Source organism: uncultured Clostridium sp., from assembly GCF_937920395.1.
GTDB lineage: Bacteria > Bacillota > Clostridia > Clostridiales > Clostridiaceae > Clostridium_AD.
In genome coordinates, this window is the sequence record NZ_CALEVF010000005.1 from 1 (window position 1) to 24,536 (window position 24,536).

28 protein-coding genes and 1 pseudogene are annotated in these 24,536 nt (G+C 29.2%); 10 read left to right on the forward strand and 19 right to left on the reverse strand.

From position 1 onward, the window contains the following. Positions 1 to 80 precede the first annotated feature (80 nt). Positions 81 to 2,348, forward strand: a complete 2,268-nt coding sequence (locus tag Q0649_RS00360) for a lipopolysaccharide assembly protein LapB (protein ID WP_298836101.1) — start codon at positions 81 to 83, stop codon at positions 2,346 to 2,348. 197 nt (positions 2,349 to 2,545) lie between these two features. Here the strand turns inward: Q0649_RS00360 and Q0649_RS00365 are convergent, their stop codons facing one another. The 3 genes from Q0649_RS00365 to Q0649_RS00375 form a co-directional block, all read right to left on the reverse strand. Continuing rightward, positions 2,546 to 3,082, reverse strand: a complete 537-nt coding sequence (locus Q0649_RS00365) for a DUF2726 domain-containing protein (RefSeq protein WP_298836103.1) — start codon at positions 3,080 to 3,082, stop codon at positions 2,546 to 2,548. 236 nt (positions 3,083 to 3,318) lie between these two features. Beyond that, positions 3,319 to 3,630: a hypothetical protein gene (locus Q0649_RS00370; RefSeq protein ID WP_298836106.1), complete on the reverse strand. Its 312-nt coding sequence runs from the start codon at positions 3,628 to 3,630 to the stop codon at positions 3,319 to 3,321. Positions 3,631 to 3,654: 24 nt separating this feature from the next. Then, entirely contained in the window at positions 3,655 to 4,017 is a 363-nt protein-coding gene (locus Q0649_RS00375) for an SEC-C metal-binding domain-containing protein (protein ID WP_298836107.1), read from the reverse strand. Between the two features lie 499 nt (positions 4,018 to 4,516). On the opposite strand from Q0649_RS00375, the gene Q0649_RS00380 reads away from it, so the two are divergent. The 4 genes from Q0649_RS00380 (at position 4,517) to Q0649_RS00395 (ending at position 6,812) form a co-directional block, all read left to right on the forward strand. Beyond that, entirely contained in the window at positions 4,517 to 5,122 is a 606-nt protein-coding gene (locus tag Q0649_RS00380) for a DarT ssDNA thymidine ADP-ribosyltransferase family protein (RefSeq protein WP_298836108.1), read from the forward strand. Continuing rightward, positions 5,106 to 5,816: a DUF6977 family protein gene (locus tag Q0649_RS00385; protein ID WP_298836110.1), complete on the forward strand. Its 711-nt coding sequence runs from the start codon at positions 5,106 to 5,108 to the stop codon at positions 5,814 to 5,816. Before Q0649_RS00380 ends, Q0649_RS00385 begins: the two co-directional genes overlap by 17 nt. A gap of 323 nt (positions 5,817 to 6,139) precedes the next feature. Next, a complete protein-coding gene (locus tag Q0649_RS00390) occupies positions 6,140 to 6,379 on the forward strand; it encodes a hypothetical protein (RefSeq protein ID WP_298836112.1) in 240 nt (79 codons plus the stop codon). A 79-nt stretch (positions 6,380 to 6,458) separates the two neighbouring features. Continuing rightward, the gene (locus tag Q0649_RS00395; RefSeq protein ID WP_298836114.1) at positions 6,459 to 6,812 is read left to right on the forward strand and encodes a hypothetical protein; all 354 of its coding nucleotides are present in this window, start codon (positions 6,459 to 6,461) and stop codon (positions 6,810 to 6,812) included. Positions 6,813 to 6,934: 122 nt separating this feature from the next. Here the strand turns inward: Q0649_RS00395 and Q0649_RS00400 are convergent, their stop codons facing one another. The 7 genes from Q0649_RS00400 to Q0649_RS00430 form a co-directional block, all read right to left on the reverse strand. Beyond that, positions 6,935 to 7,378: a hypothetical protein gene (locus tag Q0649_RS00400; RefSeq protein ID WP_298836117.1), complete on the reverse strand. Its 444-nt coding sequence runs from the start codon at positions 7,376 to 7,378 to the stop codon at positions 6,935 to 6,937. Between the two features lie 154 nt (positions 7,379 to 7,532). Beyond that, complete coding sequence (dgoD, locus tag Q0649_RS00405; RefSeq protein ID WP_298836119.1) at positions 7,533 to 8,678, reverse strand: galactonate dehydratase; 1,146 nt, start codon at positions 8,676 to 8,678, stop codon at positions 7,533 to 7,535. Between the two features lie 20 nt (positions 8,679 to 8,698). Continuing rightward, positions 8,699 to 10,072, reverse strand: coding sequence for a PTS galactitol transporter subunit IIC (locus Q0649_RS00410; protein WP_298836121.1), 1,374 nt, complete (start codon positions 10,070 to 10,072; stop codon positions 8,699 to 8,701). A 39-nt stretch (positions 10,073 to 10,111) separates the two neighbouring features. Continuing rightward, complete coding sequence (locus Q0649_RS00415; protein ID WP_298836123.1) at positions 10,112 to 10,396, reverse strand: PTS sugar transporter subunit IIB; 285 nt, start codon at positions 10,394 to 10,396, stop codon at positions 10,112 to 10,114. Positions 10,397 to 10,423: 27 nt separating this feature from the next. Next, entirely contained in the window at positions 10,424 to 10,885 is a 462-nt protein-coding gene (locus tag Q0649_RS00420) for a PTS sugar transporter subunit IIA (RefSeq protein WP_298836125.1), read from the reverse strand. A 21-nt stretch (positions 10,886 to 10,906) separates the two neighbouring features. Then, positions 10,907 to 11,533, reverse strand: a complete 627-nt coding sequence (locus Q0649_RS00425) for a bifunctional 4-hydroxy-2-oxoglutarate aldolase/2-dehydro-3-deoxy-phosphogluconate aldolase (protein WP_298836127.1) — start codon at positions 11,531 to 11,533, stop codon at positions 10,907 to 10,909. Positions 11,534 to 11,579: 46 nt separating this feature from the next. After that, the gene (locus tag Q0649_RS00430; RefSeq protein ID WP_298836129.1) at positions 11,580 to 14,558 is read right to left on the reverse strand and encodes a sigma 54-interacting transcriptional regulator; all 2,979 of its coding nucleotides are present in this window, start codon (positions 14,556 to 14,558) and stop codon (positions 11,580 to 11,582) included. 258 nt (positions 14,559 to 14,816) lie between these two features. Between Q0649_RS00430 and Q0649_RS00435 the strand changes: the two genes are divergently transcribed. The 5 genes from Q0649_RS00435 (at position 14,817) to Q0649_RS00455 (ending at position 19,185) form a co-directional block, all read left to right on the forward strand. After that, entirely contained in the window at positions 14,817 to 15,770 is a 954-nt protein-coding gene (locus Q0649_RS00435; RefSeq protein ID WP_298836131.1) for a sugar kinase, read from the forward strand. 16 nt (positions 15,771 to 15,786) lie between these two features. Continuing rightward, complete coding sequence (locus Q0649_RS00440) at positions 15,787 to 16,422, forward strand: bifunctional 4-hydroxy-2-oxoglutarate aldolase/2-dehydro-3-deoxy-phosphogluconate aldolase (RefSeq protein ID WP_298836133.1); 636 nt, start codon at positions 15,787 to 15,789, stop codon at positions 16,420 to 16,422. 70 nt (positions 16,423 to 16,492) lie between these two features. Further along, positions 16,493 to 17,788, forward strand: a complete 1,296-nt coding sequence (locus Q0649_RS00445) for an MFS transporter (protein WP_298836135.1) — start codon at positions 16,493 to 16,495, stop codon at positions 17,786 to 17,788. A gap of 36 nt (positions 17,789 to 17,824) precedes the next feature. Beyond that, entirely contained in the window at positions 17,825 to 18,280 is a 456-nt protein-coding gene (locus Q0649_RS00450) for a YhcH/YjgK/YiaL family protein (RefSeq protein ID WP_298836136.1), read from the forward strand. 158 nt (positions 18,281 to 18,438) lie between these two features. Continuing rightward, positions 18,439 to 19,185, forward strand: a complete 747-nt coding sequence (locus Q0649_RS00455; protein WP_298836138.1) for an IclR family transcriptional regulator — start codon at positions 18,439 to 18,441, stop codon at positions 19,183 to 19,185. A gap of 648 nt (positions 19,186 to 19,833) precedes the next feature. On the opposite strand, the gene Q0649_RS00460 is transcribed toward Q0649_RS00455, so the two are convergent. The 9 genes and pseudogenes from Q0649_RS00460 to Q0649_RS00500 all read right to left on the reverse strand — a co-directional run. Next, positions 19,834 to 20,010, reverse strand: a complete 177-nt coding sequence (locus Q0649_RS00460; RefSeq protein WP_298836141.1) for a hypothetical protein — start codon at positions 20,008 to 20,010, stop codon at positions 19,834 to 19,836. After that, on the reverse strand, positions 20,003 to 20,683 hold the full coding sequence (locus Q0649_RS00465; RefSeq protein ID WP_298836144.1) for an HNH endonuclease: 681 nt from the start codon (positions 20,681 to 20,683) through the stop codon (positions 20,003 to 20,005). Before Q0649_RS00465 ends, Q0649_RS00460 begins: the two co-directional genes overlap by 8 nt. Positions 20,684 to 20,836: 153 nt before the next feature. Continuing rightward, positions 20,837 to 20,998 (reverse strand): hypothetical protein, encoded by a 162-nt coding sequence (locus Q0649_RS00470; protein WP_298836145.1) that lies wholly within the window; start codon positions 20,996 to 20,998, stop codon positions 20,837 to 20,839. Between the two features lie 389 nt (positions 20,999 to 21,387). After that, positions 21,388 to 21,669 (reverse strand): hypothetical protein, encoded by a 282-nt coding sequence (locus Q0649_RS00475; RefSeq protein WP_298836147.1) that lies wholly within the window; start codon positions 21,667 to 21,669, stop codon positions 21,388 to 21,390. Between the two features lie 9 nt (positions 21,670 to 21,678). After that, the gene (locus tag Q0649_RS00480) at positions 21,679 to 21,876 is read right to left on the reverse strand and encodes a hypothetical protein (protein ID WP_298836151.1); all 198 of its coding nucleotides are present in this window, start codon (positions 21,874 to 21,876) and stop codon (positions 21,679 to 21,681) included. Between the two features lie 181 nt (positions 21,877 to 22,057). After that, positions 22,058 to 22,654 carry a retron system putative HNH endonuclease gene (locus Q0649_RS00485; protein ID WP_298836153.1) on the reverse strand — a complete coding sequence of 199 codons (597 nt, stop codon included), beginning with the start codon at positions 22,652 to 22,654 and terminating at the stop codon, positions 22,058 to 22,060. A gap of 6 nt (positions 22,655 to 22,660) precedes the next feature. Next, positions 22,661 to 23,803 (reverse strand): ATP-binding protein, encoded by a 1,143-nt coding sequence (locus tag Q0649_RS00490; RefSeq protein ID WP_298836155.1) that lies wholly within the window; start codon positions 23,801 to 23,803, stop codon positions 22,661 to 22,663. 212 nt (positions 23,804 to 24,015) lie between these two features. After that, positions 24,016 to 24,231, reverse strand: a complete 216-nt coding sequence (locus Q0649_RS00495) for a hypothetical protein (RefSeq protein WP_298836157.1) — start codon at positions 24,229 to 24,231, stop codon at positions 24,016 to 24,018. Positions 24,232 to 24,240: 9 nt separating this feature from the next. Beyond that, a pseudogene (locus Q0649_RS00500) lies at positions 24,241 to 24,536 on the reverse strand (hypothetical protein); the annotation flags it as partial.

Below are 24,536 nucleotides of genomic sequence, written 5' to 3' on the forward strand. Positions count from 1 at the left end.
CGGCTTAAAAGTTAGGCGGTTCAATGATTGCAGAATTGCGCAATCGGCTAAATTAAGTATATAGAAAAGGAGGTTAGTCCGTGAATAACATGTTTGAAGATTTAGATAAAGGTTATTCTACAAACTGTTCTACTAAAAAGAAAGAAAATGATACATTTGAATTTTTTTATGATGACGGTTATTATGTAAAATGTCCTATAGGAAATATAACACGGGATGTTATAATTAAATTACCTAAGAGCAAAGCGAGTGTTGTGTTTAAAAAACAATTTTGTGAATATTGTAATAGTAAAATGAGCAGATGTAATAGTATCTTACTTAAAGATAAATACAAAATCTCTCTATCTTTAGATTTTAAAGAAAAAGAAAATATAAAATTGGTTCACCTAAGAAGTGAAAATTTTGAAAAAATAATGAATAATTATATAGTATTAGCTAAAAAAAGTATTAAGATATTAAATAATGAGGAAAAACAGGAACTAAAACTTTATTGTATGATATTAATAGAAGAATATGAAAAAAACAATACTTTAAACATATGGACTTCATCCGCATATGTAAATTATTGTAGTATATTGCAAGAAAAAATTTTTAAAAATCGGTTATTCAACAAATCTAATGCAATGAAAGATTTAAGACATATAGATTATTTATTAAGTATAGCTTTGAAGATTAAACCAGAAAACCAAGTTGCATTACGAGAGAAATCAATAATAAATATTATGTATTTTTTTAACTTCGAACAAGGTATATCTTGTTATGAAAAAATAGTTGATCCCAATATAAAAAAAGAAATAGGTGATTTACTTGTAACTTGGCTTGAAACTAATCTTCAAGACATCGATGAATATGTTGAATATAGTCAGAAAGAAGGTAAAAAGGAACTACTAGAAGATTTCAATATTGAGGCTATATGGAGTTATTTCATTAAAATAGGAAATACTAGAATATTATGTATGTATGGAAATTTATTAAGTGTTAATAGAAAAAAATTAGATCTATTATATGATTTTTATCTAAATCTATATAAAAAAGATACCAATAACATTCAGATTTTAACTCAGTTATCTAGTCTAACAAGTAATATAGGTTTGAAGAAATATAGGGAGTGCTTAAAATATTCTACCGAATTATTAGAAAGAATAAAAGACTGTGATGAAAAAAATCTCATGGAAACATTAGCAATGTCTAATATTGCATTTTCTTTATGCAAAATGGGTAATCAAAAAAAAGGATTTGAAATCTTTGAAAATATATTAAGGGAGAACCCTAACAATACTGTATATTTTAACTATGCCAGATTTAATTTTGAAGAAAAGAATTATTTAAAAGCATTAGACCTTGCTAAAAAAGCATTATATATTTTAGAAGATGAAATAACCTATTCATTAATCGGAAGAATATATCAAGGAATGAAAGATTATATCAATGCAGAAAAATATTTAAAAATATCTATAGCATTTATGCGTAGAACTTCAAAAAATTATACATTTATAGATGATAATACTACGACAATATGCTCTATATATACGAATGACAACTTCGCTATTGATATAAAAAATATATATGCAGATTTAATAGATAGTTGCATTTATCAAAATAAAGTCAATGATGCGGAAGGATATTTCTATATCCTAAAAGATGAGTTTAACGATGATTATTTTACTAAAAATCTGTACGAAAAGCTAAAATATGCATTTGTAGTTCATAAGTATTATAAAGATATAATTAAACAAAAGAATATTATGGTAGAAGTATTAAATACTACTGTTGAAGAATTTAAAGATAGAATTAATAAGGAAAAATTTTTTTCTAGTAAATTATTAAAAGTTCAACAATTAACAGATATAATTGAAGAAGAAGAGTATTCAATTGATCAAGTTTGTGAGAATATCCATGAAATAGCAATTGATATAAATATAGAAATTTCCAATTCACAAAAAATGAACTTGGTTAAAAATTATGTTAATAAAACACTCGATAAATTAAGTAACGAATCCGTACAGTATATAATTACAGCTGAATATTTATATACCATTAGCAAAGATGTAATGATGGATTTTGCTCCAATAATTATTGAATATTCTAGAGCTATAGAATTTGAACTTAAACATTTTTTAATTATGAAAAAAGTAATTAATAAAAATGACAAGTTAACTCTAGGTCAAATGATGGTAAGATGCAATAAGTTGGTACCTTCAAAGAAAAAAGCACTATTAGTTAGAGAACTGCCTATTATAATTAAATATAGAAATAGTGGTGCTCATTCAGGCGCAACCTCTTTGGATATGGCTGAATATTTTAGAAAACTTATATATACTGAACGATTCTTTGGAGTTTTTTTATAATATTTATCTATTATACGCATCAATGCTTGCATATTAAGCAACAAGTGCTATTAAAATGATATCCATAATTTCATGCTCCACTACCTTTGCACATAGATTTAGGCTGGTTAAATAAATTACCAACCTAAATCATTATATATGTTTTGCTAATTCTATAGCTTTGCCTAAATGGTTAACCTCTTGCCATACTCACCACCTTATTGCTTATAATACATCATGCGAATACCTGTGGTAGTATATATTTGGTTGCGTAGTTCTTTAAGATCATAACCATTAGAACATTTAATACGCAATAGTGGACTTTTATTTAGTTTAAGAAAGTCATTTTTCTTGATATCTCTCGCTGTTGCTTTTGGACTATTATGAGAACTATCATCAAGCTCTATTGCCAAAACCGGACTAAGTATCTTCATATCAATAAGTATAAAATCTACATGCATAGCTAGTAAACTATAATCATCGCTGTCATTTATTGTTGTTAAATTTACATCTTTTAATCTTGTTTTTAAGTTAATAGAGTATAGTTGACTATCAATAATATTAGTTAGGGCATTAAAAAATTTTGTCTCTGCTCTGGTTAGTATTTGATTCTCTTGTGGTACATCTTTGTTGACTGGTGGACGAATAACTGGTACATCCCCAACAGTATATGGAATATCCTTTACTACTGGGTCAGTGTCACCTCTTGAAATCTCATAAGTAATAGCTTTAAATATTCTGGTCAATAAGCCCATTTTACCTACCTTACCTTTATATTGATATCAATACAGTTAAATTGTCTTATTTATACTAATATGCTTATGATCCCAAAAGAGTTACACTAGAGTGTCACCTTTTTATTAATATACTATAATATGCCCAAAGAACTTAAGAAGATTTTTTCTACCAATCATTTGCTTCGAATATATAAAAGCCCTCAAGCTTTATAGCCTAAGAGCCTTTGAACTTTTGTATAAAACCATAATAATTGTTATGTTGTTGAATTTATCCATTCAATATATAGTGGAGAATTTATATCAATTAGAATATCCTTATTATCACTAAAATGAAGATCCCAAGATTTTAATTTATCCCTCTCTACATAAATGGTAGCTCCAGTGATTATACTCTCTCTTTCAATAATGTTTGATGATAATACTTGTTGCCCCAGTTCTGCTAGAACTCTCATTGCTCCATAATCTAATTCATTAGAATCCGTTTGCATAGAATATTCACATAGATTACTATTAGCAACATGATTCGTTATAATTTTTTCTGAACTCGATAACTTGCAATCTTCCATATGAATTCTTTTTCTTTGAATAAATTAACAAATTGATAAAGTATCTAATCCTTTTAACTTTAATATCTCTTTAAGTTCAGAATAATAATACTCTTCACCTTTTTTGACCAAATTAAGCAAATAATTGCAGTCCTCTATAATTGTATCATCTCTCTTATCATCCAGATAACCAATCATCTGTTCAAATACTGCTATAGCATAATCCTTAATACTCTTACATGAATCATGATTTGGAACATTAAATCTACCGTTGAATTTATAATATGGATTATCAATGAAGTTATTTATATCATCTTTTTGTGGTGTATTTAATTTAATAGCACAACATTTTTTATATTTCTTTCCAGAACCACATGGACATTCATCATTTCTACCTGTTTTATTCATAACTTCACTCCTGCTTACTAAATTTATATTTGGATTTTGTATGGTTTATCTTTTTACTTAGATTATATTTTATTGTTACATCGATTTTGATTGTACTTATATTTACATATGACTTTAATAATATATTCTTTATTACTATAGAAAAGTACTAATAATTTATACAATATACTTTATTTAAGTCCGTAATTAACACAGCAAAACTAAAAAATGCTTCCAGAATTATTTATAACAACGTTTCAATACGATTACAAAATGTAACTAAAAGGCTTAACCTTTTCTTCTAAAATAATATTTGTCAGTTAAAAACACTACAGATAACCCATATCTAATAATTTTATTTTATAAACTACATCGATAATATCGTATACCTAAAGCAATCTCATCATTTGAATATCTAAAATTACAGAGAATAATCTATGGCTCTAATATAATTGGAGTACTTTACAAAAAATGTAATTTTGAATTTAGTCTCTTAATATAATACAATTGAGGTGATTAAATGTTAATTTTTATAAGAAATAGAAATATATCTAGCCTTTACCATTTTACTAAGTTAAATAATTTAAAGTCTATTCTTGATAACGGATTATTGTCAGTGAAATATTTAAAAGAATCTAATACAAAATATATGAATAATGATAATTTAAGATTAGATAAGGTATTAAATGGTATTAGTCTATCTATAAGTTATCCTAATTACCGCATGTTTTATAAATATAGGTCTTTACCTGAAAATTGTGGTGTTATTTGGTGTGTAATTGAATTAAATCCACAATTATTAATTGATAAAGATTGTATTTTTTATACTTCTAATGCGGCTTCAAATTGTTCTAATTCAAAGGGAATTGACGGTCTAAAAAATTTATTCTACGACAATAGTAATAGGATAATGTATGATTTGGATGATAAATTTACTACTGATCCACAAGCCGAAGTATTAGTTTTAAATAAAATAGAACCTAATTATATAAAATCAATTAAATTTAATACTGAAGTGGTACATTTTCCTGAAAATTTTGACTATAAAAGGTATAATAAAAAGTATAAACTTTTATTTGATAGTGACATATTTAGTTATAGAAAAGACTATGAATATTGGAAGTAATGATGGAGGAATTATGGCTAAAAGGAATGTATTTATTGTTGACATCAGTGAGAAGTTTCTCAAAAAAGTTTATATCGAGTTTAAGTGGTTTCCTGGGTTTGCTATTTCTCAGAAACAAAAATCAATAGATAGTTTGCATGAAAACTTTATAGAAAAATATAAAGATAAGAAGATACTAGAAATATCTAGTAAATCTAGAGATACATTAGGCATTAAATTAAGTGCATTCAATTTAATGATTAATACACCTAAGGGCAAAGAATATAGTGTAGAATGTGCATTTCAAAGTAGTAAAGTTTTTGAAACTGGTGGTCCATATAAAGATATCTTGTATATGACTTCTAGAGAAGCTAAAAAAGATAAAAGATTAAGAGAATCAGGTAAATTAATAAGTTTTAAATTTTACAATGTACAATGGGAATTAGAACCTAAAACATTATTTTATGATTGGCTATATATAAATGCATTATATATAAAAAAAGACTTGGCAAATGAAGTTTTAAAATTTGATGCTTTTACTGATATTGAATTTAATCATTTAAAATCAATTAACTGTCAAGCTAGATCAGCAGCTTTATTTGTCTCATTAAGTAGACAAGGATTATTAGAAAAAGCAATTGTAAGTCAGTTAAACTATAAAAATATTATTTTGAATAAATATACAGATAATAAACAAATGGACTTTCTTGAATAAAACCATCTTAAAGAAGTGAGTAAATTCAAATTACTCACTTCTTTATTTAGGCCTAATTATTTACAAATAAAAAATAAGCCTGCCCTGGGTATTTGTAAATGGATCCACTTAGCTTGTTACCCAAATTAAATTGCTTTTTAAAATCGGTAATACTGCGTGCATTTTGTGCTGCTACGTTCCTCTCAAATCTTATATTTTTAATAAATACATTCTTAATAGATCTATGCACTTAAATAAATGCACCTAAACCACTACAAAATCAGTAACAAACTTTTGAACTTTTCATAGTATATTATATAAATATTTGAAAAGGAGAAATTTACATGTACAAACCTTTTGAGCTAAAAAAAGAGCAATTTAAACAAGTAAACATAAAGGTAACTGCAGAGCATCTAAAAAAAATTGAGACCGTCTTAAAAGGTATAGATAAATTAGATAAGCACCCTAATTTCTCAAGAAATACACTAATATATCTTATGCTTGAATCTGCCATAGAAAGTAATGTTGCAATAATTAATTATGAGGGAAAGGAGTATAGTTTTAGTGAACTATTAGCATTATAATTTCAAAATAGATAAGCTTTTATATTTTCAGATAAAATAATATAATATGTAAGCAATTTAAGAGGAAGTAAAAAAAGAAATGAAGATACTCAAAAAGTATTCAGGATATTATACCATTACAGAATGTGTTGATTTCATCTTACAACATGTAAGTATTAATTTAAAACCAGCCACTATTAGACATCACTTATACACAGTTATTCATGCTGGGAATCTTCCATATAAAATGTTAGGAAAAAAAATGTTTCAACTTTCTAAAATAAATTTATGCAAGTTTATTTTATTTAAATACAATGTAAATCTGATTAATAAATCAGTAAGTAAACCTAAAATAAATAATATTAAGTATTTATTTAGAAAAAATAAGAGCCCTTATAATTTAGAAATTCAACCAGCCATTGTTGTAATAATTGTGAACCTTATAAATCCTTGAATCAATTTGTTTCTTATAACTTTAACGAAAATAGCTACCCTTGATTGCCTCGTATACAGTGACTATTAATAAATTCTCAAACTTATACCTATGACAAAGTTATTTTCAGCATAGGTATATGTTTAATTTAAACGCTCCTCCACAATATCAATTATACTGTCCATTACTCCCCTAGGTCTCCTCTCAAATTCTCCCCTACTAAAACCATACACTTTCCCATTGTACTCTACCCTGATTTCCTCATCTTCTATAAATATCTTCATTCCTTCTATAGAAAATCCCTTAATTCTACTATTCTTATTTATACTTTCCCCTATTTCTGTTTCAGTGAGTGAACTTATCCTCTTAAACTCTTGCCACAATCTATATTCTTCTTTGGATTTTATGCAAAGCTCAGTTACTATTTCAGCATTATGGAGTAAATATTCAGTAGTATAAATCAACCTTCGAACTTGATATCCCTTTACTTCAATTTTTCTGTAAAGCGGCTCCCACTTATCTATTTTAAAAACATAGTAATATTCTTCTGAATCACTATGTATATTCTTTATATAGTTTCTCTTCACAACTTTTATATCCGAGCACCAATAGTTACTACTCCAGCCACTGGTGCTCATTCTGAATTGCAATAAAATGATTTACTATCTTTACATATAGTAGCTATAAAAAGTGGACTATAATTAGCCCACTTTCTATAACATAATAAATATTCCAAAGTTTTTACCATTCTGCTACTGTACCATCATAATTTTTCCATTTTGGGTTTGTCCATACAAGTCCTTCTGAATCAATCTTTTTAACAAGTTCTTCATCTATTTCAATTCCAAGCCCTGGTTTAGTTGGTACCTCAACAAACCCATCCTTATATTTAAATATTTCTTTATTTTTCACAAAATCTAGTAAATCAAATCCCTGATTATAGTGTATTCCAAGACTTTGTTCCTGAATAAATACATTGGGAGTGCATGCATCCATTTGAAGTGTTGCAGCTAATGCTATAGGGCCATAGGGTGCATGTGGAGCTACAGCTACATCATATGCTTCTGCCATAGCTGCAATTTTTCTTCCTTCAAAAATCCCTCCAGTTAGTGCCAAATCAGGTTGGATTATATCTACCGCACCACTAGCAAGTATATTTTTAAACTGCCATCTTGTATATAACCTTTCACCTGTAGCTATTGGTATTGATGTATGTCTTGATATTTCAATTAAAGCTTCCTCATTTTCAGGAAGTACAGGTTCCTCTATAAACATAGGTCTATATTGTTCAATTTCTTTTGCTATCACCTTAGCCATACCTTTATGAACTCTTCCGTGAAAATCTACTCCTATTTCTAAATCATACCCAACTGCCTCTCTTATGGATGCAATTCTTTCTACTACTGCATTAACTTTTTTATACGAATCAATGTAATGTAACTCTTCTGTGGCATTCATTTTTATTGCTTTAAATCCTTGATTTTTTCTCTCTATAGCTTGTTTTACTACATCTGACGGTCTATCTCCACCTATCCATGAATATATCAGAATATTTTCTCTTGCTTTTCCTCCAAGGAACTCATAAATAGGCATATTATAATACTTGCCTTTTATATCCCAAAGTGCCATTTCTATACCTGAAAGTACAGTCATGTGAATAGGTCCACCTCTAAAGAATGAACGATATAATACTTGCCAATGCTCCTCAATTTTCATAGGGTCTTTACCAATTAAATACTCTCCTATTTCATAAGCAGCTGCCTCAACACTCTTGGTTTTGGTTCCTGAAATAAGTTCTCCCCATCCCACGATTCCCTCATCTGTACTTATCTTTAAAAAGATCCATCTTGGTTTTACTTTATATATCTTTAATTCGGTTATTTTCATATGATTATCTCCTTTTTAATTTAATTAAGTTTAGCTCCTTCTTCTAAAGGCACTGATTTTATTTTCTTTTCTTTTCTACCCATGTAAATCCATATAGCAGCAAATCCAATTATGAAAAGTGGTACTGTAATTACCAAATTTCCTATAAACACTTCATAGATTATAAAACTTACAGTTAAGCTTGTTCCAGCGAAAGTAGAAATTAATGCACCCGCAGCCATAGATAAATTGATACCACTACTACTTGCAAGTGCTGTAAGCGCTTGTGAAGTATTAGTGCCTGCAAGTAATATTGCAGACATTACTGCTATACCTATAACTAGACTTCTAAATAAATTTCCTCCAGTTAAAGCAACTACTAATGCTATTCTAAATGGTACTACAGCTAAGTCGGCAAATGGAAGCAAATGATTTCCTGGGAGTATAAATGCAAGACCAATAGTTAATGGTATTAATATAAGTCCTGTAGTCATTACTTCAGCATTCCCAACTACTACAGCTGCATCTATTCCAATCAAGAACTTTCTGCCCTTGAACTTTTCTTTAGTCATTTTCTTTGCAGCTTCAGAAATTGGCATTAACCCTTCCATAAATAATGCAGTCATTTTGGGTAGTAAAAGCATAACAGCAGCCATATTTACAGCCAAAGTCAATATTTTAGTTATATCGTATTTAGCAAGTATCCCTATACCTCCACCTAGTATAAGTCCCATCATCATCGGTTCTCCAAATAATCCCAGATATTTCTTTGCCGATTTCATATCTATATGAATCTTATTTATAAATGGTATTCTATCCATCAACCAATTTAACGGTACTGCAATAATCAAAGAAGAAACTGCAGATAGTGTTGGAAGCGAAACTCCGTCGAGTTCAAAATACTTTTCAACTAATGGCGCTGACCAATCAGATAATTTAAATGTAACTACAGCAGTAGTTAGTGTAGCTAACACACCAAGTAATACGCTCTTAGTAGTAAAGTATGTGAGTACACCTACAATTGCAATATGGTGATAATTCCATATATCTACATCCAATGTTTCAGTTTTCTTTAGAATCAATAATACTATGTTTATAGCTAATATTGAAAATATCAATATTGGAATAATTGGTGAACCCCATGTAATAGCAGCTATAGCACCCCAGCCTACATCAAGCACATCTAAATGAATACCAAAGTTTTTTACCATTTGCTGAGCAGCTGGTCCCAAATTTGAAGATAATAAAGCAATAACCATCTTAATACCAGCAAATCCGATACCAATTGTTAAACCTGATTTAAAAGCCTTACCTGGTTTTAATCTAAATATCAGACCTATGAAAAATATCATAAACGGTAACATAACGGTTGGACCTGCATCTAAAAGAACATGAAATATTTTATAAAATATCATTTTGTCGTCCCCCTCTCAAGTTTTTAGAAATAAATTTAATTAATTTTTGCACATATTAATAATTTTCTCTATTGTCTCTTCTTCGCCTATTCCAGTTAACATTGACATAGCTCCTACAATTGGCACATTAATTTTATCACTATTTTGTATTTTTCCTGTAGTTACTACAAAATCAAAATCATTTGCCCTTGAATCTAGCTCCATTAGTTTACATTGATCCACATAGACCTTTATGCTCTCGCTTTCACAAGCTTCTCTTATCTTTATTGCTACAACCGTTGATGTTGCTATTCCGTTTCCACAAGCTACTAATATTCTTTTCATGATAATAACCTCCTATAAATTTTTATATTATTGTAATAAAATAGGTTCTAGTATTTCATATATTTTCTCTTTGCTACTTGCCTTTAAAATTGCCTGTTTTGCCTTCTGATTCTTTATTAATGTTACTATCTTTTGTAGCATTTCTATATGCCCATGTGGTTCATCTAACGCAAGCATTATAACTATTTTTACAGGTATTATATTCTCTGGTTCCTCCATAGAATGAAAATCTATAGAATTTTTTAATATTCCAATAGCTATTGCAGCCTTTTTAACTAATTTGTGATCAGCATGTGGTATAGCAATTTTGGGCCCTTCTGCTGGAATTGCGGTTGGATATTCTTCCTCTCTTTTTATTATTGCCTCTTTAAAACCTTCTTTTACAAAACCTTCTTTATAAAGAGAGTCTGCAAGAAATTCAAGTACCCCTTTACTAGAATCAAATTCTAAATCTCTATATATCAAATTTTCACCGAAAAATATTGACATAGCAAACCTCCTACTTTCTAATTATTTATAAAGTACAGCTTCAAAACTTTCTATACTTTTTTTTACATTTTCATAATTTCCTTTAATTACATCTTCCCTACTAAAAATCCCTGAACCTATACCTAAAAAATCTGCTCCATTAGCTAAGTAATCTAATGCATTTTTTGCATTTACACCTCCCACTGCCATAAGTTTTAATTCTCCCAGTGGAGCTTTAATATCTTTAAAATACTTTGGAGTTACAGTGTTTGCAGGAAATACTTTTACAATACCCGCTCCATCTTGAAAGCTTTTATAAATTTCTGATGGAGTAAAAGCACCAGGTACACTAATAACCATATTTTTTTTGCAAATTTGTAGTTGCTCCTCTGAAAACATTATTGGAGATAATACAAATTTTGCACCAATTTTTACAACATCTATCAAATCCTCTTTAGTTAAAATTGTGCCTGCACCAATGAGTATTTTATCGCCAAACTCATCTACAATCTTTTTTAATATATCTTTTACATTAGAATCTTTCAAAGCTATTTCCACTGATTTTATTCTACTATTACTTAATATTTCGACAATATTTCTAGTTTGGTTATAATCATAACCTCTTAATATAACTGTAACTTTAGGAAAATTTTTAATATCAACATTCATCTAACTCACCTCTTCTTATAGTTATACTAAGCATATGTCATGCCAACTACATGGTTACAATTGTGAACTTTGCTATAGCATTCATAATTTCTTCTGGGGTTTTTGCAGCCCTTATAGCTTTACGCCCATCTTCACTAGAAATAATCTTATATAAATCATTAAAATATATTTTTGAATCTTCTTTAAGAGCAATCATAAATACTATATTTGCCTCGCTATTTCCTTCCCAATCTATGGGTTTTGATAGTTTTGCTATTGCTATGGCAGGTTTTGTTACATAGCTTGCATCTCCATGTGGTATAGCTATACCATTCTTTAAGAGTGTAGCCCCCATAGTCTCTCTTTTATAAACACTAAGCATAAATTCTTTATCCACATAACCTTGTTTTTCTAATAATTCAACTAATGCATCAATGGCATCACTCTTAGATTTTGCCTCTAAATCACATATAATTATATCCTGGTTTATTATATCCTTTAGTAAATTCTCAGCCTTTTCTTCTATACCAATAGCGCGAAAAATTTTATCCTTACCATTTCCGTTCACTATATCCTCAACAGATATGAAAGGTATATTATCTATTTTAGGATTTATAGTTCCTACAAAAGCTACCACATTATTATTCTTTTTAATATTATTTATTTCTACCTCTATATTTTTTTGTTTAAGAATTCCTAATGCTATTACAGTAACTTGCTCCTTTACATCTTCTAAAAGTTCTTCTATGTATTTCTTTACTTTAATTGCAGTTCCTTCTCCACTTATGCATATGGTTAATATGACCTTTTGAAGTACATTTTCACAAAGAATATTATCATTTGAAGATCCATATATTTTATCTTCAGTTAATACATCTACTATTTCCTTTAAACTATTTGTAGGAATAGTAGCTCTCCTAACTGCTTCTAATACCATAAGGGTATCCACCCTCCCTATAGTTTTAGTAAGTATACCCGTAGATTTAGTTATAATTTTACCAAGGCCAACCAATGAACCCATATCCGCCAAAATTATGCATCCTTTACCTTCATCTATTCTTTTAACAATCTCTATAGCTTTATCTATCATCGTGCTTGAGCTTTCATTTAAATCCATCTCAAGCCCTACCGCATGATTTACTCCAAGTAACCTATTTGCCACATTAGCCATTCCTAATCCAACATGTCCGTGACTAAGTACAAGAACACCAACTTTTCCTTCTTCTTGCTTTTTATCACGTGAAAAGGTTCTTAAATACATAGCAATAAATGCTATTTCATCTTCTGGAATTTCTATATCTAAACTTTTTTCTATACTTTTAGCTATCAACTTCGCAATTTTATATTCCAATGGATATTCGCGGATCACAGTTTTTAATTGCGGATTAATAATCATTTTGTCACTCTTTAACCTTTCGTAAGTAGCACTTAAATGAATAGCTAAAGAATAGTATAAATTTTCATGTAAGTTATTTAGATTATTTTTCGCTATTTCAATAGCACTATAAGTTGCCGCTAATATTTTTTCTCCAACGATTTCTTTAAGGTTTCTTTTAGATATACTACTACAAGAATTAACATCTCTAGCTGATCTCTTAATCTCCATTTCCACCTGTTTACCAATAATATTATTTATTTCTTCTTGTGTTAGGCCCTTCTTTTCAAGGTCATTAAATCTTTCCTCTATAAATTGATAAATTCTATCTGTAAACACATATCTATCGTCCTTATCCGTAGATACCACCGACCTATTAGGATTTACAATTAGACTATAATTTAAAAATTTATCTGCATCTTCCTCTTTTTTGTCAACTACAAACAGTCCATTTCTTACATAATTCGGCAAATCGCATACACCTATTTGAATAGTTGCATTTCTATTAATCCTAGAAGTTAAAAATCCTCTTGCACATGCCACTTGTATATCACTTCTCAATTGACCAATGTTACCTGGGCAATCATATAACATCAGTGCTCTTATTGCTTCTGGATCTACTGCAATTGTTTTACCAATTCTAAAGCTCTCATCTAAATAGAATTCTTTTATTATTTCATACCTTTCAGAAAAAGGTCTCTCATTAATAGCTGGTATCTCAATTACCATGGGAATTCTTCTTCTAAATGTAAGTAAAAGATATGATGCCGGATCCTCAGTTGTAGCCCCTATTAACATTATGTTTGCCTTTCTACTGCTTTCCGTTTCTCCAAGTCTTCTATACATTCCCTTATCTAAAAGATAAAAAAGTATTTCTTGACCTTTACTTGGCAATCTATGTACTTCATCTATAAACAATATCCCACCATCTGCTTTTTCCACTAACCCTTGCTTTGCTGAATCTGCTCCAGTAAATGCCCCTTTAACGTGGCCGAAAAGCTGAGATAAAAGCAATTGTGGATTATCTGCATAATCTGCACAATTAAAAACTATGAAAGGTGCATCTTTCTTAAAATTTCCTGATTGTGCAGCAAATTTGTACATCTCCCCTACAATATGACTTTTTCCAACACCTGAAGGACCAAGGACAAGTGTATGAAGCCCATTGGGAGGATATAATATAGCTGCCTTTGCTTGACTTATTTGAACTTTTAAACTTCCTTTGCTCCCAATAATATTATCAAAAGAATATGTTTCTTTTGATGATATTATTTCGTTTTTTTCAGAACCATTTTCTTTATCATTAATGTTTAAATTTTCATTTACATTACTTTTTATTTTATAATTAGGAACTATTTTGATTTTGTTTATTACCTCATACTTTATTTTTGAAGCCACATATCTAGACAGTTTATATCCCATTTCATTAAGTTGCTTAGTAAAACTCCTATCAGATACTTCTATATTTGCCTTGATTATTTTTTCGCCATCTATCAAAATAAATTGCTTCCTTCTCTCTCTTGAGTCTTGTATATTGTTTTTAAGTCTGATTTCTGTTACTTTTTCGCGATTTGTTCCTAATATGCTTGCAATTTTTTCATCTGAAAAAGGGTTTTTCTTATCTTCGCTTTCTAAAACCTCATTAATTTTATCTATTGAAATAATACTCACCAAAATCACCTCATTCTTATTGTAGCAATATTTGTACCGTAAAGTGGTTGCTTTTGTACTTTTTCTTAAATTTATCTAAAAAATCTAATTATATTAAATTTTGTAAATTAATTCTTTGTAATCGTTGACAATAAAGAAAATAATGATATACTAAACACATACAAAATCACATATGAGATGTTGTATCACATATATGATTTTGTGTCTAATGTTAATTTATTTATATGTTCAAAATATTAAATATACGGAGGTATAAGTATGGATGTAGTAGGTATAGGCGAAACAATGGTATTATTTTCTCCAGAATCAAATGGAGCAATTCGATATGCCCATAAATTCACTTCTAGATGTGCTGGAGCAGAAACCAACACATTAATAGGTCTATCTCGTTTAGGACATAAAACAGGATGGATTAGTAAAATTGGAAACGATGAATTAGGAGAATTTATTATTAATGCTATCCGAGGTGAAGGTGTAGATACAAGCATGGTAATACATGATCCATCTTCTCCAACAGGAATATTTTTCAAAGGTGTAGTAAATGAAAAAGATGTAAGAATGTATTACTACAGAAAAGGATCCGCTGCAAGCAAAATTACTTGTGACAATATTGACAGACAGTATATCTCTCAAGCTAAGTATTTATATATAACAGGAATTACTCCCGCCCTTAGCCAGTCATGCTACGATAGCATTTTCTATGCTATCAAAATAGCAAAGGAGACCGGTGTAAAAGTTGTTTTTGATCCTAATATTAGATATAAACTATGGGACAGTAATTACGCAAGGGAAACTATTTTGAAACTTTCAAGTATGGCAGATATAGTGCTACCAGGACTAAGTGAAGGTAGATTTATTTTTGGTGATAAAGACTATGAATTAATAGCAAAGGATTTTATAAATAATGGTGCTTCGCAAGTAATTGTCAAACTTGGAGAAAAAGGGGCATTTTATATAAGTGGCGATGATAAGGGTCTAGTTCCTGGTGTAAAGATCAAAAACATCGTTGATCCAGTTGGAGCAGGAGACGGCTTTTCAGCAGGAGTTTTATCTGGACTTTTAGACGGATTAAGTTTGAGGGAGTCTGTAACAATAGGATGTGCCATAGGAGCTATTGTAACTACAACGAATGGAGATATTGAGGGTTTACCAGATAGAGATACGTTAAAATACTATATGAGTAGTTCTAATGATAATGAAATTAGCCGTTAAAAAAAGGAGTAATAAAATGAATGTTTTATCAAAAATTTTAGAGCATAAAATTATAGCTATCATTCGTGGCTCGAAGGCTGCTGATGTTTTGTCAATTGCAGAAGCCCTTAATAAGGGTGGAATTAAAATATTAGAAGTAACTATGAATTCACCTAAAGCCCTTTCTGTTATTGAGGAATTAACTTGTAAATTTGGTGACAAAGTGATTGTGGGAGCAGGTACAGTTTTAGATTCAGAAACGGCACGTAGTGCATTGCTTGCTGGCGCAAAATTCATTTTATCACCTACCGTTAATATCGAAACTATTAAGATGACAAAACGATATGGTGCTGTGAGCATTCCGGGAGCTTTTACACCTACTGAAATTTTAAAAGCATTTGAAAACGGTGGAGATATCATAAAAGTTTTCCCAATATCTTGTGTTGGGCCATCTTATATTAAAAATATAAAAGGGCCTCTTAACCAAATACCATTACTTGCGACTGGAGGTGTAAATTTAGAAAATATCAGTACTTATATAAAGTGCGGATCTGCTGGAGTAGGATTAGGAAGTTCTCTTGTAAATTCAAAGTTTGAAGTGAATGAAGAATATTTAACAGAGCTTAAAGAAAAAGCAATTAAATTTGTAAATAAAGTAAATGAATCCATTTAAATCATATTCAAAGTAATAGATTAAATCAAATCCAAAAAAATAAATTATGTACATTAAAGGGGATGTGTTTATGTTAAATAATAATGCAGTTAAAAATATACAACACAAAAAAACAAAAATAAATTATGGATGGGTACTTGTATCTGTCATGCTATTTGGAGCGGTTGTAAATTATTTAGACCGTGTCAACTTAAGTATTGCAGGTACTACTATTGCATCTCAATTTCATTTCACTCCAGTACAAATGGGTTTACTATTTTCAGCAATGTTACTTCCTTATGCATTAGCTAATTTACCAGCAGGATGGATTACGGACAAATATGGAGAAAAAAGATTATTTACAATTGCTACTATAGTATGGTCAATCGCAACTTTAGCTGCAGGATTTTCTCAAACATTTTCATCTCTGTATGCATCAAGAGTACTCTTAGGTATTGCAGAAGCTCCATTTTTTATTTGTGGTGCTAAAGTAACGCAAAAATGGTTTGATGACAAAAATAGAGGATTAGCGACCTCCGTAATTAATATGGGACCTCCAATAGCAAATACAATCGCGCCCCCAATATTAACGATTATATTAATCTCATTTGGTTGGAGACCAATGTTTATAGGTTTAGGCTTGTTAGGGCTTGTAGTTACATTTCTTTGGTTAACATTGTATAAAGAAAAACCAAACTCTAATATTGAAATTATTGATGCTAAATCACCTAAGAAAAAACAAAACTTAAAAATCTCATGGGCTATATTATTAAAACATCCTTCAACATGGGCAATGATGGTAGGTAACTTTGGTTTGATATATGTTTTTTGGGTTTATCTTACATGGATTCCAACTTATTTAAAAACTGCCCGCGGATTTAGTTTATCGAAAACTGGTTGGCTTGCAGCAATTCCATTCTTAGCTGGAATTGTTGGTGTACCATTGGGCGGTTATTTATCCGACTATTTAATTAAGAGAAGAAATTTTGATCCTATTAAAGCACGTAAAACAATAATAATATTTGCAGTTATTACAGCTTCTATTTTTATTGCACCAATAGCATATGTTAAAAGTGGCTCAGTTTCTGTAGTATTGTTAACCTTTGGTTTCTTATTTTCTAGTATGCCTAATGGCGTTGTTTGGACATTAGCAACTGACGTTGCACCAGCAAAATTAGTTGGTTCACTAGGCTGTATTCAAAATTTTGCTGGTTATTTAGGAGGTAGCATAGCTCCCATATTAACTGGGCTAATTGTTTCGAGAACAGGATCCTTTAAACTTGTATTTATTATAAGTTCTATGATGTTACTCATGAGTGCACTTACCTATGGAATATTTTTAAAGAGTAAAATTGAACTTAAGAATGAACCTGAAACAGTACAGTAGCATAATTAAAAAATAATAAAGATTGGAGAATTAGTTATGATTGTTGATAAACTAAGTAACGCTAAACAATATTACAAACTTGATTTTAGAATTGAAAAAGCTTTTAAATATATTATTAATACCGATTTATCACAAATAAAAGAGGGAAAATATAAAATAGACGGTGATGATATTTTTGCAGTCGTCTCTGAATATGAAACAAAAAAAATAGAAAAAGGGTTGTGGGAAGCCCATAGAAAATATATTGATATTCAATATATCATTTCAGGAAAAGAGAAAATAGGCTATGCTTGTATTGAAGATATGAAATCATCTATTGATTATGACGAAAAGAATGATATTCTATTTGTTAAAGGACAAGGTGATTATATAACTGTTAATGAAGGAACCTTTGTTTTGTTTACACCAAATGATGCTCATATGCCAAGCATAAACATTAATAACTCACAATGTGTCAAAAAAATGGTTTTAAAAATTTTAATAACTTTATAACAAATCTACAGTTATTAAAATTAAAATCGAATTTATCTTTTCTGCCATTTTGATTCCCTAAAAAAACTTAAACTGATATACTATTAAAAGAATATAAATTTTATTTTATATTCTTTTAATTAAAATTATATGTTAAATTTACGTTTATAGGAGGAAATATGGCAGTTAAATCAGCAGTTAGAGCATTAGAAATTTTTGAACTATTAGCAAAAAATAAAAACGGTTTATCTGTAGTAGATATAGGTAAAAACTTAAATATTCCTCAAAGTAGTGCCTCAAACCTAGTTAAAACATTGCTTGATTCAGGATACTTAACACGAGATGAAACAAAAAAATATGTTCTGGGAGTGCGTTTAATTCAATTAGGGGCAGTAGCAATGGAATCTCTTGATATTGGTGTAGTGGCGAAACCAATATTACAAAAACTAGTGGAAAAAGTTCAAGAAACAGTTTTTTTAGCAATTCGTGCACAGAATGAGGTTGTGTATATATTAAAAATCGATTCAAATAGCTCTGTTAATACAACTGCTCAACCTGGTTATCATAGACCTTTATACCATACAGGCTTGGGAAAGGCATTTTTGTCATCAATGACGAAAAAAGAACAAAACGAAATTTTATCAAATATTGATTTAATAGCAATAACATCACATACAGTTACCGATAAAGAGACACTTATTGAACAATTAGAACAATTTAGATGTCAAGGTTATGCTATTGATGATGAAGAAGGTGAATATGGATTATACTGCATTGCTACAACAGTCACTAACTGTAACAAAAATATAGAAGCCGCTATAAGTATATCAGGATTAAAAACTAGATTACTTCCAAAAAAAGATATTATCACTGGATATTTAATTGATTCGGCTAATGAAATTTCCCAAAGGCTTGGAGGAAGGTAGCGTAGCTTTATTTATCAGATAATATAAATTATCTGTATTTAAATATGATGATGCGATCTTCAATTCTATTAATTATGTCTTCAAAGTTTGTATTATATAAATTAAATAAGCCGTCTCAAAATAGAAATTACTTTCTATTTTGAGACGGCCCTTTTCTGTTTTTCACTCCTACTAAGTTCATATTTTTTGTATTTAGTGTTATTCAAGTTGTTCATTTTGTTAGGTGGCTGATGCGACCACTTTCTAGTAAATAGATCAACGCAGTGGATCTATTGGCTGGTTTCTATGTATACATACTTCTTAAATTATCAATAATTCCATAGCATCTAAAATATCCATTATTTTTTTTCCTAAGTGTTTCATCAATTATTGAATATGTAGAACTGAGATATGTAATTAGCTTAGTTCATTGATATATAAGGATTTATCGTTAATTTAATTATTTTATTACAAATTTATCATAGGGGTATATACGTTATTAGAGTTTTAAAGTTTAATTTTCACTTATGTATTGTTATCTTTATTCCTATAGTAATAAGATATTTTGTTTTTTTGTAATATATATATCTTAAGGGATTGCGATGATTACAAGCTGGGTAATAAATTGTAAATTTCTGTCCACTTTCATTTGTAAATACCTTTAAAGTTTCATTCTTCATTCTTAAATTTAATTGCTTCATCAAAAGAATATGCATCTTTACCATTTACAGTAATAGGTTGTGCCTCATCAAAAATAGCAGAATGCCAAACATCAGAAATTTCCTGCAAATCTGTTTCAATTTTATCCCCTTGCATCGAAGCTAAAAGCTCTCCAGCTCTATTCATTTGAAGTAGCTACTTGACCTTCAACATCTTCCATTTCAAGTTTTACTAAAGCTGAGAAATACAGCAAGTGTAGCTTGCTTATCTTTAAATCCCTGCATTGTCCATTTATATTTACACTTACTACATAATAATCTCCTTTAAATTCAGGCACTTCTATAGCGAACGCATCCCCTTTGAGTGAATCATTAGCCTCAACGAAAATGTTGCTTATGTCTCTATTTCCACCATACTTAGTTAAAGCATGACAATTAGGACATAATCCAAGAATATTAAATGGTCTATCTGCCCACCATGCACCATTTTGTTTTTCAACTATGTGATATACATTTATCCATTTTTGTCCATTATGGAGATGTAATTCAGTCCCACAAAGTTGACACTTTCCTTTATACTCAGCTAACAAAAACTCCTTTGGATCTACAGCACCTTTATCCACTTGTATTTGATTTGATGATATTTCTATATCATCTTTAATGTTCTGATTGCTTGGTTTTCTGAACTTTTTCTTGTAAATTTCAAGGGCAGTTTTAAGTGAGTCCTTCACTACTCTAACTAGTTTTTCTTTTAGACTTTCCTCCTCATCAGGTAAAATCCCTATATCCCAATCAACCACATCAGAAACTGGGCTACAATCCCTCTCATCTATTAGAGCATTTGTAATCTTATTTACCACTTCTTCACTTATATCTTTATAATGATCTTCTTCAATATTAATATTTTTTTCTGTATTTATAATTTCTTTTGTATCAAGAACTTCTTTTATACCATGGTCTTCTTTTGTACCAAGCTTATTTTTTGTACCTCGAGCTTCTTTTGTACCAAGATTTTATTTTGCACCAACATCTTTATTTGTACCAAGGTCTTCTTTTGAATCAATAATTTCTGCTTTGTGGATTTCACTTGCATGTTCTAAAGCTCTTAATATTTGTGTATGTTCATCTAGCTTATTATTAATAATTTTTAGTAAATCTAAAATTTCATTATCCATTTTTTCACCACCTACATAGATTTATATATTATCATTAATTAAAATTTATTTCAAGATAAATCATCTTTAATAAAGATACAATTAAAGACATAAAACCACATAAACAAATGGAAAGCACAGTTATTATTTTCTATAATTTGTTAAATTATTTTAAAATTTCAATTAATCAAAATAATATTTATTCTTTTATCTATATCAATCTTTTTAATATCAAATTCAATATGTTTATCATATAATATTCTCAAATTATTTTTCATCAGAATATCCTTTATTTCATAATTAAATTCTTTACTTCTGCGTTTATATCCACAATTTTTCATTAAAGTTCTTAATTTAAGTCTACCCCTTTTATTTATATTCTTCTTTAGATTTTATACAAAGCTCTGTTACTATTTCCGCATGATGAAGTAAAATGTTGAGTATGAGGATTCGTTTATTGGCTTATCTAAAAACTCCTCCATAAGCCTTGTAGTTGATGGTAGAAATGAAATGCCACCTATATTTACTTCTTCTATGCTCTTATAAAAGTCATGGTTTTTGTATTCTTCTTCTTCCTTAGACCCAATGCCACCATAACTTTTCTGGTACTCTGTTGATGTGTCTATCTTATATTTTGCATCAAATACAAACTCATAAGCCTTATCACTACCAAGTTTGTTTATAGATAACATATTATCAGGCTAATGCGATACTGTTTTACTGCCTTCAGTTCTATATGCTAAGTTACTAACTTTTCGTGATTTAAATGCATTATAACTGACCTTAAAAATATCCTTTGTGTTAGGATTCTCATATAATAAACTAAGTTCTTTCATTGATAATGAAAATATATTACTGTTAATACTTAGTCCCTTTTGCAGCATTGCATACCCTAACAAATAGAAAACTTTAGGGGGAGTCTATATCTCCTTCTGAAGTAGTTAATATTTCAGCGACCCAGGAGATAATTAATATGGCAAGTGAATTTAAATTTAGATATGTTTTAAGGGATTTCCTATTGTGGAAACCCCCTTTATTATTTTTCTATTTTTTTCAGCCCATCTAACTTTGCAATCCAACTTATTCCATGTAGAACTTAATTAAACTTGGAAAACTATGACCATCATCTAAAAAAAATTGTAGATAAGATGCAAATTTATCATAATTTTCTCTATATACTTCTAATATTTGTATCAAATTCTTTCTTGCATCTTTTAGAATATAATTATTAAGATTTAAAAGTTTAATAGTGTATGCCGCTCTTTTATTTCTTATATCCTCTACCTCTTTATATAAAGGAATAATTTCTCCACTAGCTAGATTGTATGTTAGAAAATCTTTTGGATTTTCAATTACCGGATTTATAAATTCCCTAGAATATTTGTTTTGTTTTGCAGTTCCACAGCTATTTTTTTCATTACAAGAAACTATAATATTGTTATATTCTTGAAACAATTTTGGAAATAGGTCCCTAGGTTTAATATGTTCTATATGTCCTTCATTAATGTTATATATTGCTTTTTCACAATAAGGACAGTATTTACATTGTTCCTTTTCTAAAATAAAAGTCTTTATATCGCTCTTAATATTTCCATAATTATACCAAGTCTCTGGAGTCTTTTTTCTCTTAAATTCAAGAAGAAAATCTGGTTCTATAGTTTTATTAACACTTAACATTTAATTTTACCTTCTTTTCCTTCTTGATTTTTCTAAGTTAATGAGCATTATATCCTTATCAAAATCGCCCAAATACTTCCTAAGATAATCAAATTTTTCATTGAATTCTGGTGTTTCAAATAAATCTTTTTCTAATAAAACTAATATCTCTTTAAGCCTTTCAGAAATATCATCATTTCTAAGATTATCTAATTTCATTGTAGTCTTTAAAATATTTTCTATGGTATGACCATAGGTCTCATCTATTTTATCATTATCAAGCAAAGATACTCCATTTTTGTCCTTAATTAATATTCTTAGCTGCTCTGCTTTAATATCTCCCACTATATGTGGAGAATGAGTTGCAATTATTAACTGATTATTAATTCCGATATTCTCATAAACCTTTATTATTTTTTGCTGCCACTCTGGATGTAGTGATATTTCGGGCTCATCTATTAATATAATTGAATTATTAGCCTCTAAAAATTTTAAAGATAATCCTCTTAAAAACAATTGTTTTTCTCCGGAAGACAGTCCATTAATATTAAACTCTTTACCTAAGCTATTCTTAAAAACTGGCTTTGTGTCTTCATCCTCTGACAATCCTATAAGTTTAACATCTAAATCCATAATAGAAAATATACTATTTATCTCATCGCATACTTTATCAATTACTTCACCAATAATTTTATTTCTATTCTTAAATATTTCTTTATTTATCTTTGTAGCTATGAATGAAGGAATATTTTCAGTTATGCTTTGATCTACTATATTTAAAAAATCTGGAGAAAACTTAAACGTATTATCTACTTTTTTAAGCTTATCAAAGTTAATTTCTGCTGGCATATATATAACTTTAGGATCATCTTTATTACTATTAACATTTATAATATCAGGATCTAACATTCCCACTTCTTCATCATCAAGCTGAACAGTTGTATAAAAATTACTAGGGTGTAACTCAACTTCAAACGAATTCTTTGAGTTATATCCCTTATGATCAACTTCAAATGATTCAAATAAACTTTTTAACAATGTAGTCTTTCCAGTACCATTATTACCAATAATAACTACAGTATTTAAAGGAATTCCATTGCTATCACAAAAATTCACTTCCAAATCATTTAGTATTTCATGATTATTAAATTTAATTTTTTTCAACTTCATTTTGTTCACCTCATTAAAAATTATTTAAAACTATATTCTTTGTTTCCATATTTGCTACTCAATTAGCAAGATAAATTTATATACTTAATATTATTATACCCCAAATGACTATTCCATTAAAGTAATATATAAAAACTCCTCACAGTGTGATAATTTTATGTCCACCAATCCCAAAATAATTACTCAAATAAAATATATCTTTATAGGATTTCCTAACTAAGAACATCTTTCCCAATCTCAATTATCCTCCCCACTACACCCCTAGGTCTCCTCTCAAACTCTCCCCTACTAAAACCATACGATTTTCCATTGCACTCTACCCTAATTTCCTCATCTTTAATAAATACCTTAATTCTACTATCCTTATCAATAGTTCTCTCTATTTCTGTTTTAGTTAAAGAACTTACTCTCCTAAGCTCCTGCCACATTCTATACTCTTACTTAGATTTTAAACAAATCTCATTTACTATCACCGCATTATGGAGTAAATACTCAGTAGTATAAATCAACCTTCGAACCTGATATCCCTTTACTTCAATTTTTCTGTAAAGCTTATCCCATCCCTCAATTTTAAAAACATAATAATCTTCCTCAGACCCACTAGGTATTTCCTTTATAGTATTTCTCTTAACAACTTTTATATCTATTAACTTACCGTAATAAGTTATACCAGCCTCACCTGCAAACTGTCTCTTTGACTGTGCTAGTGCTACGAACTTAATATTATGCTCTG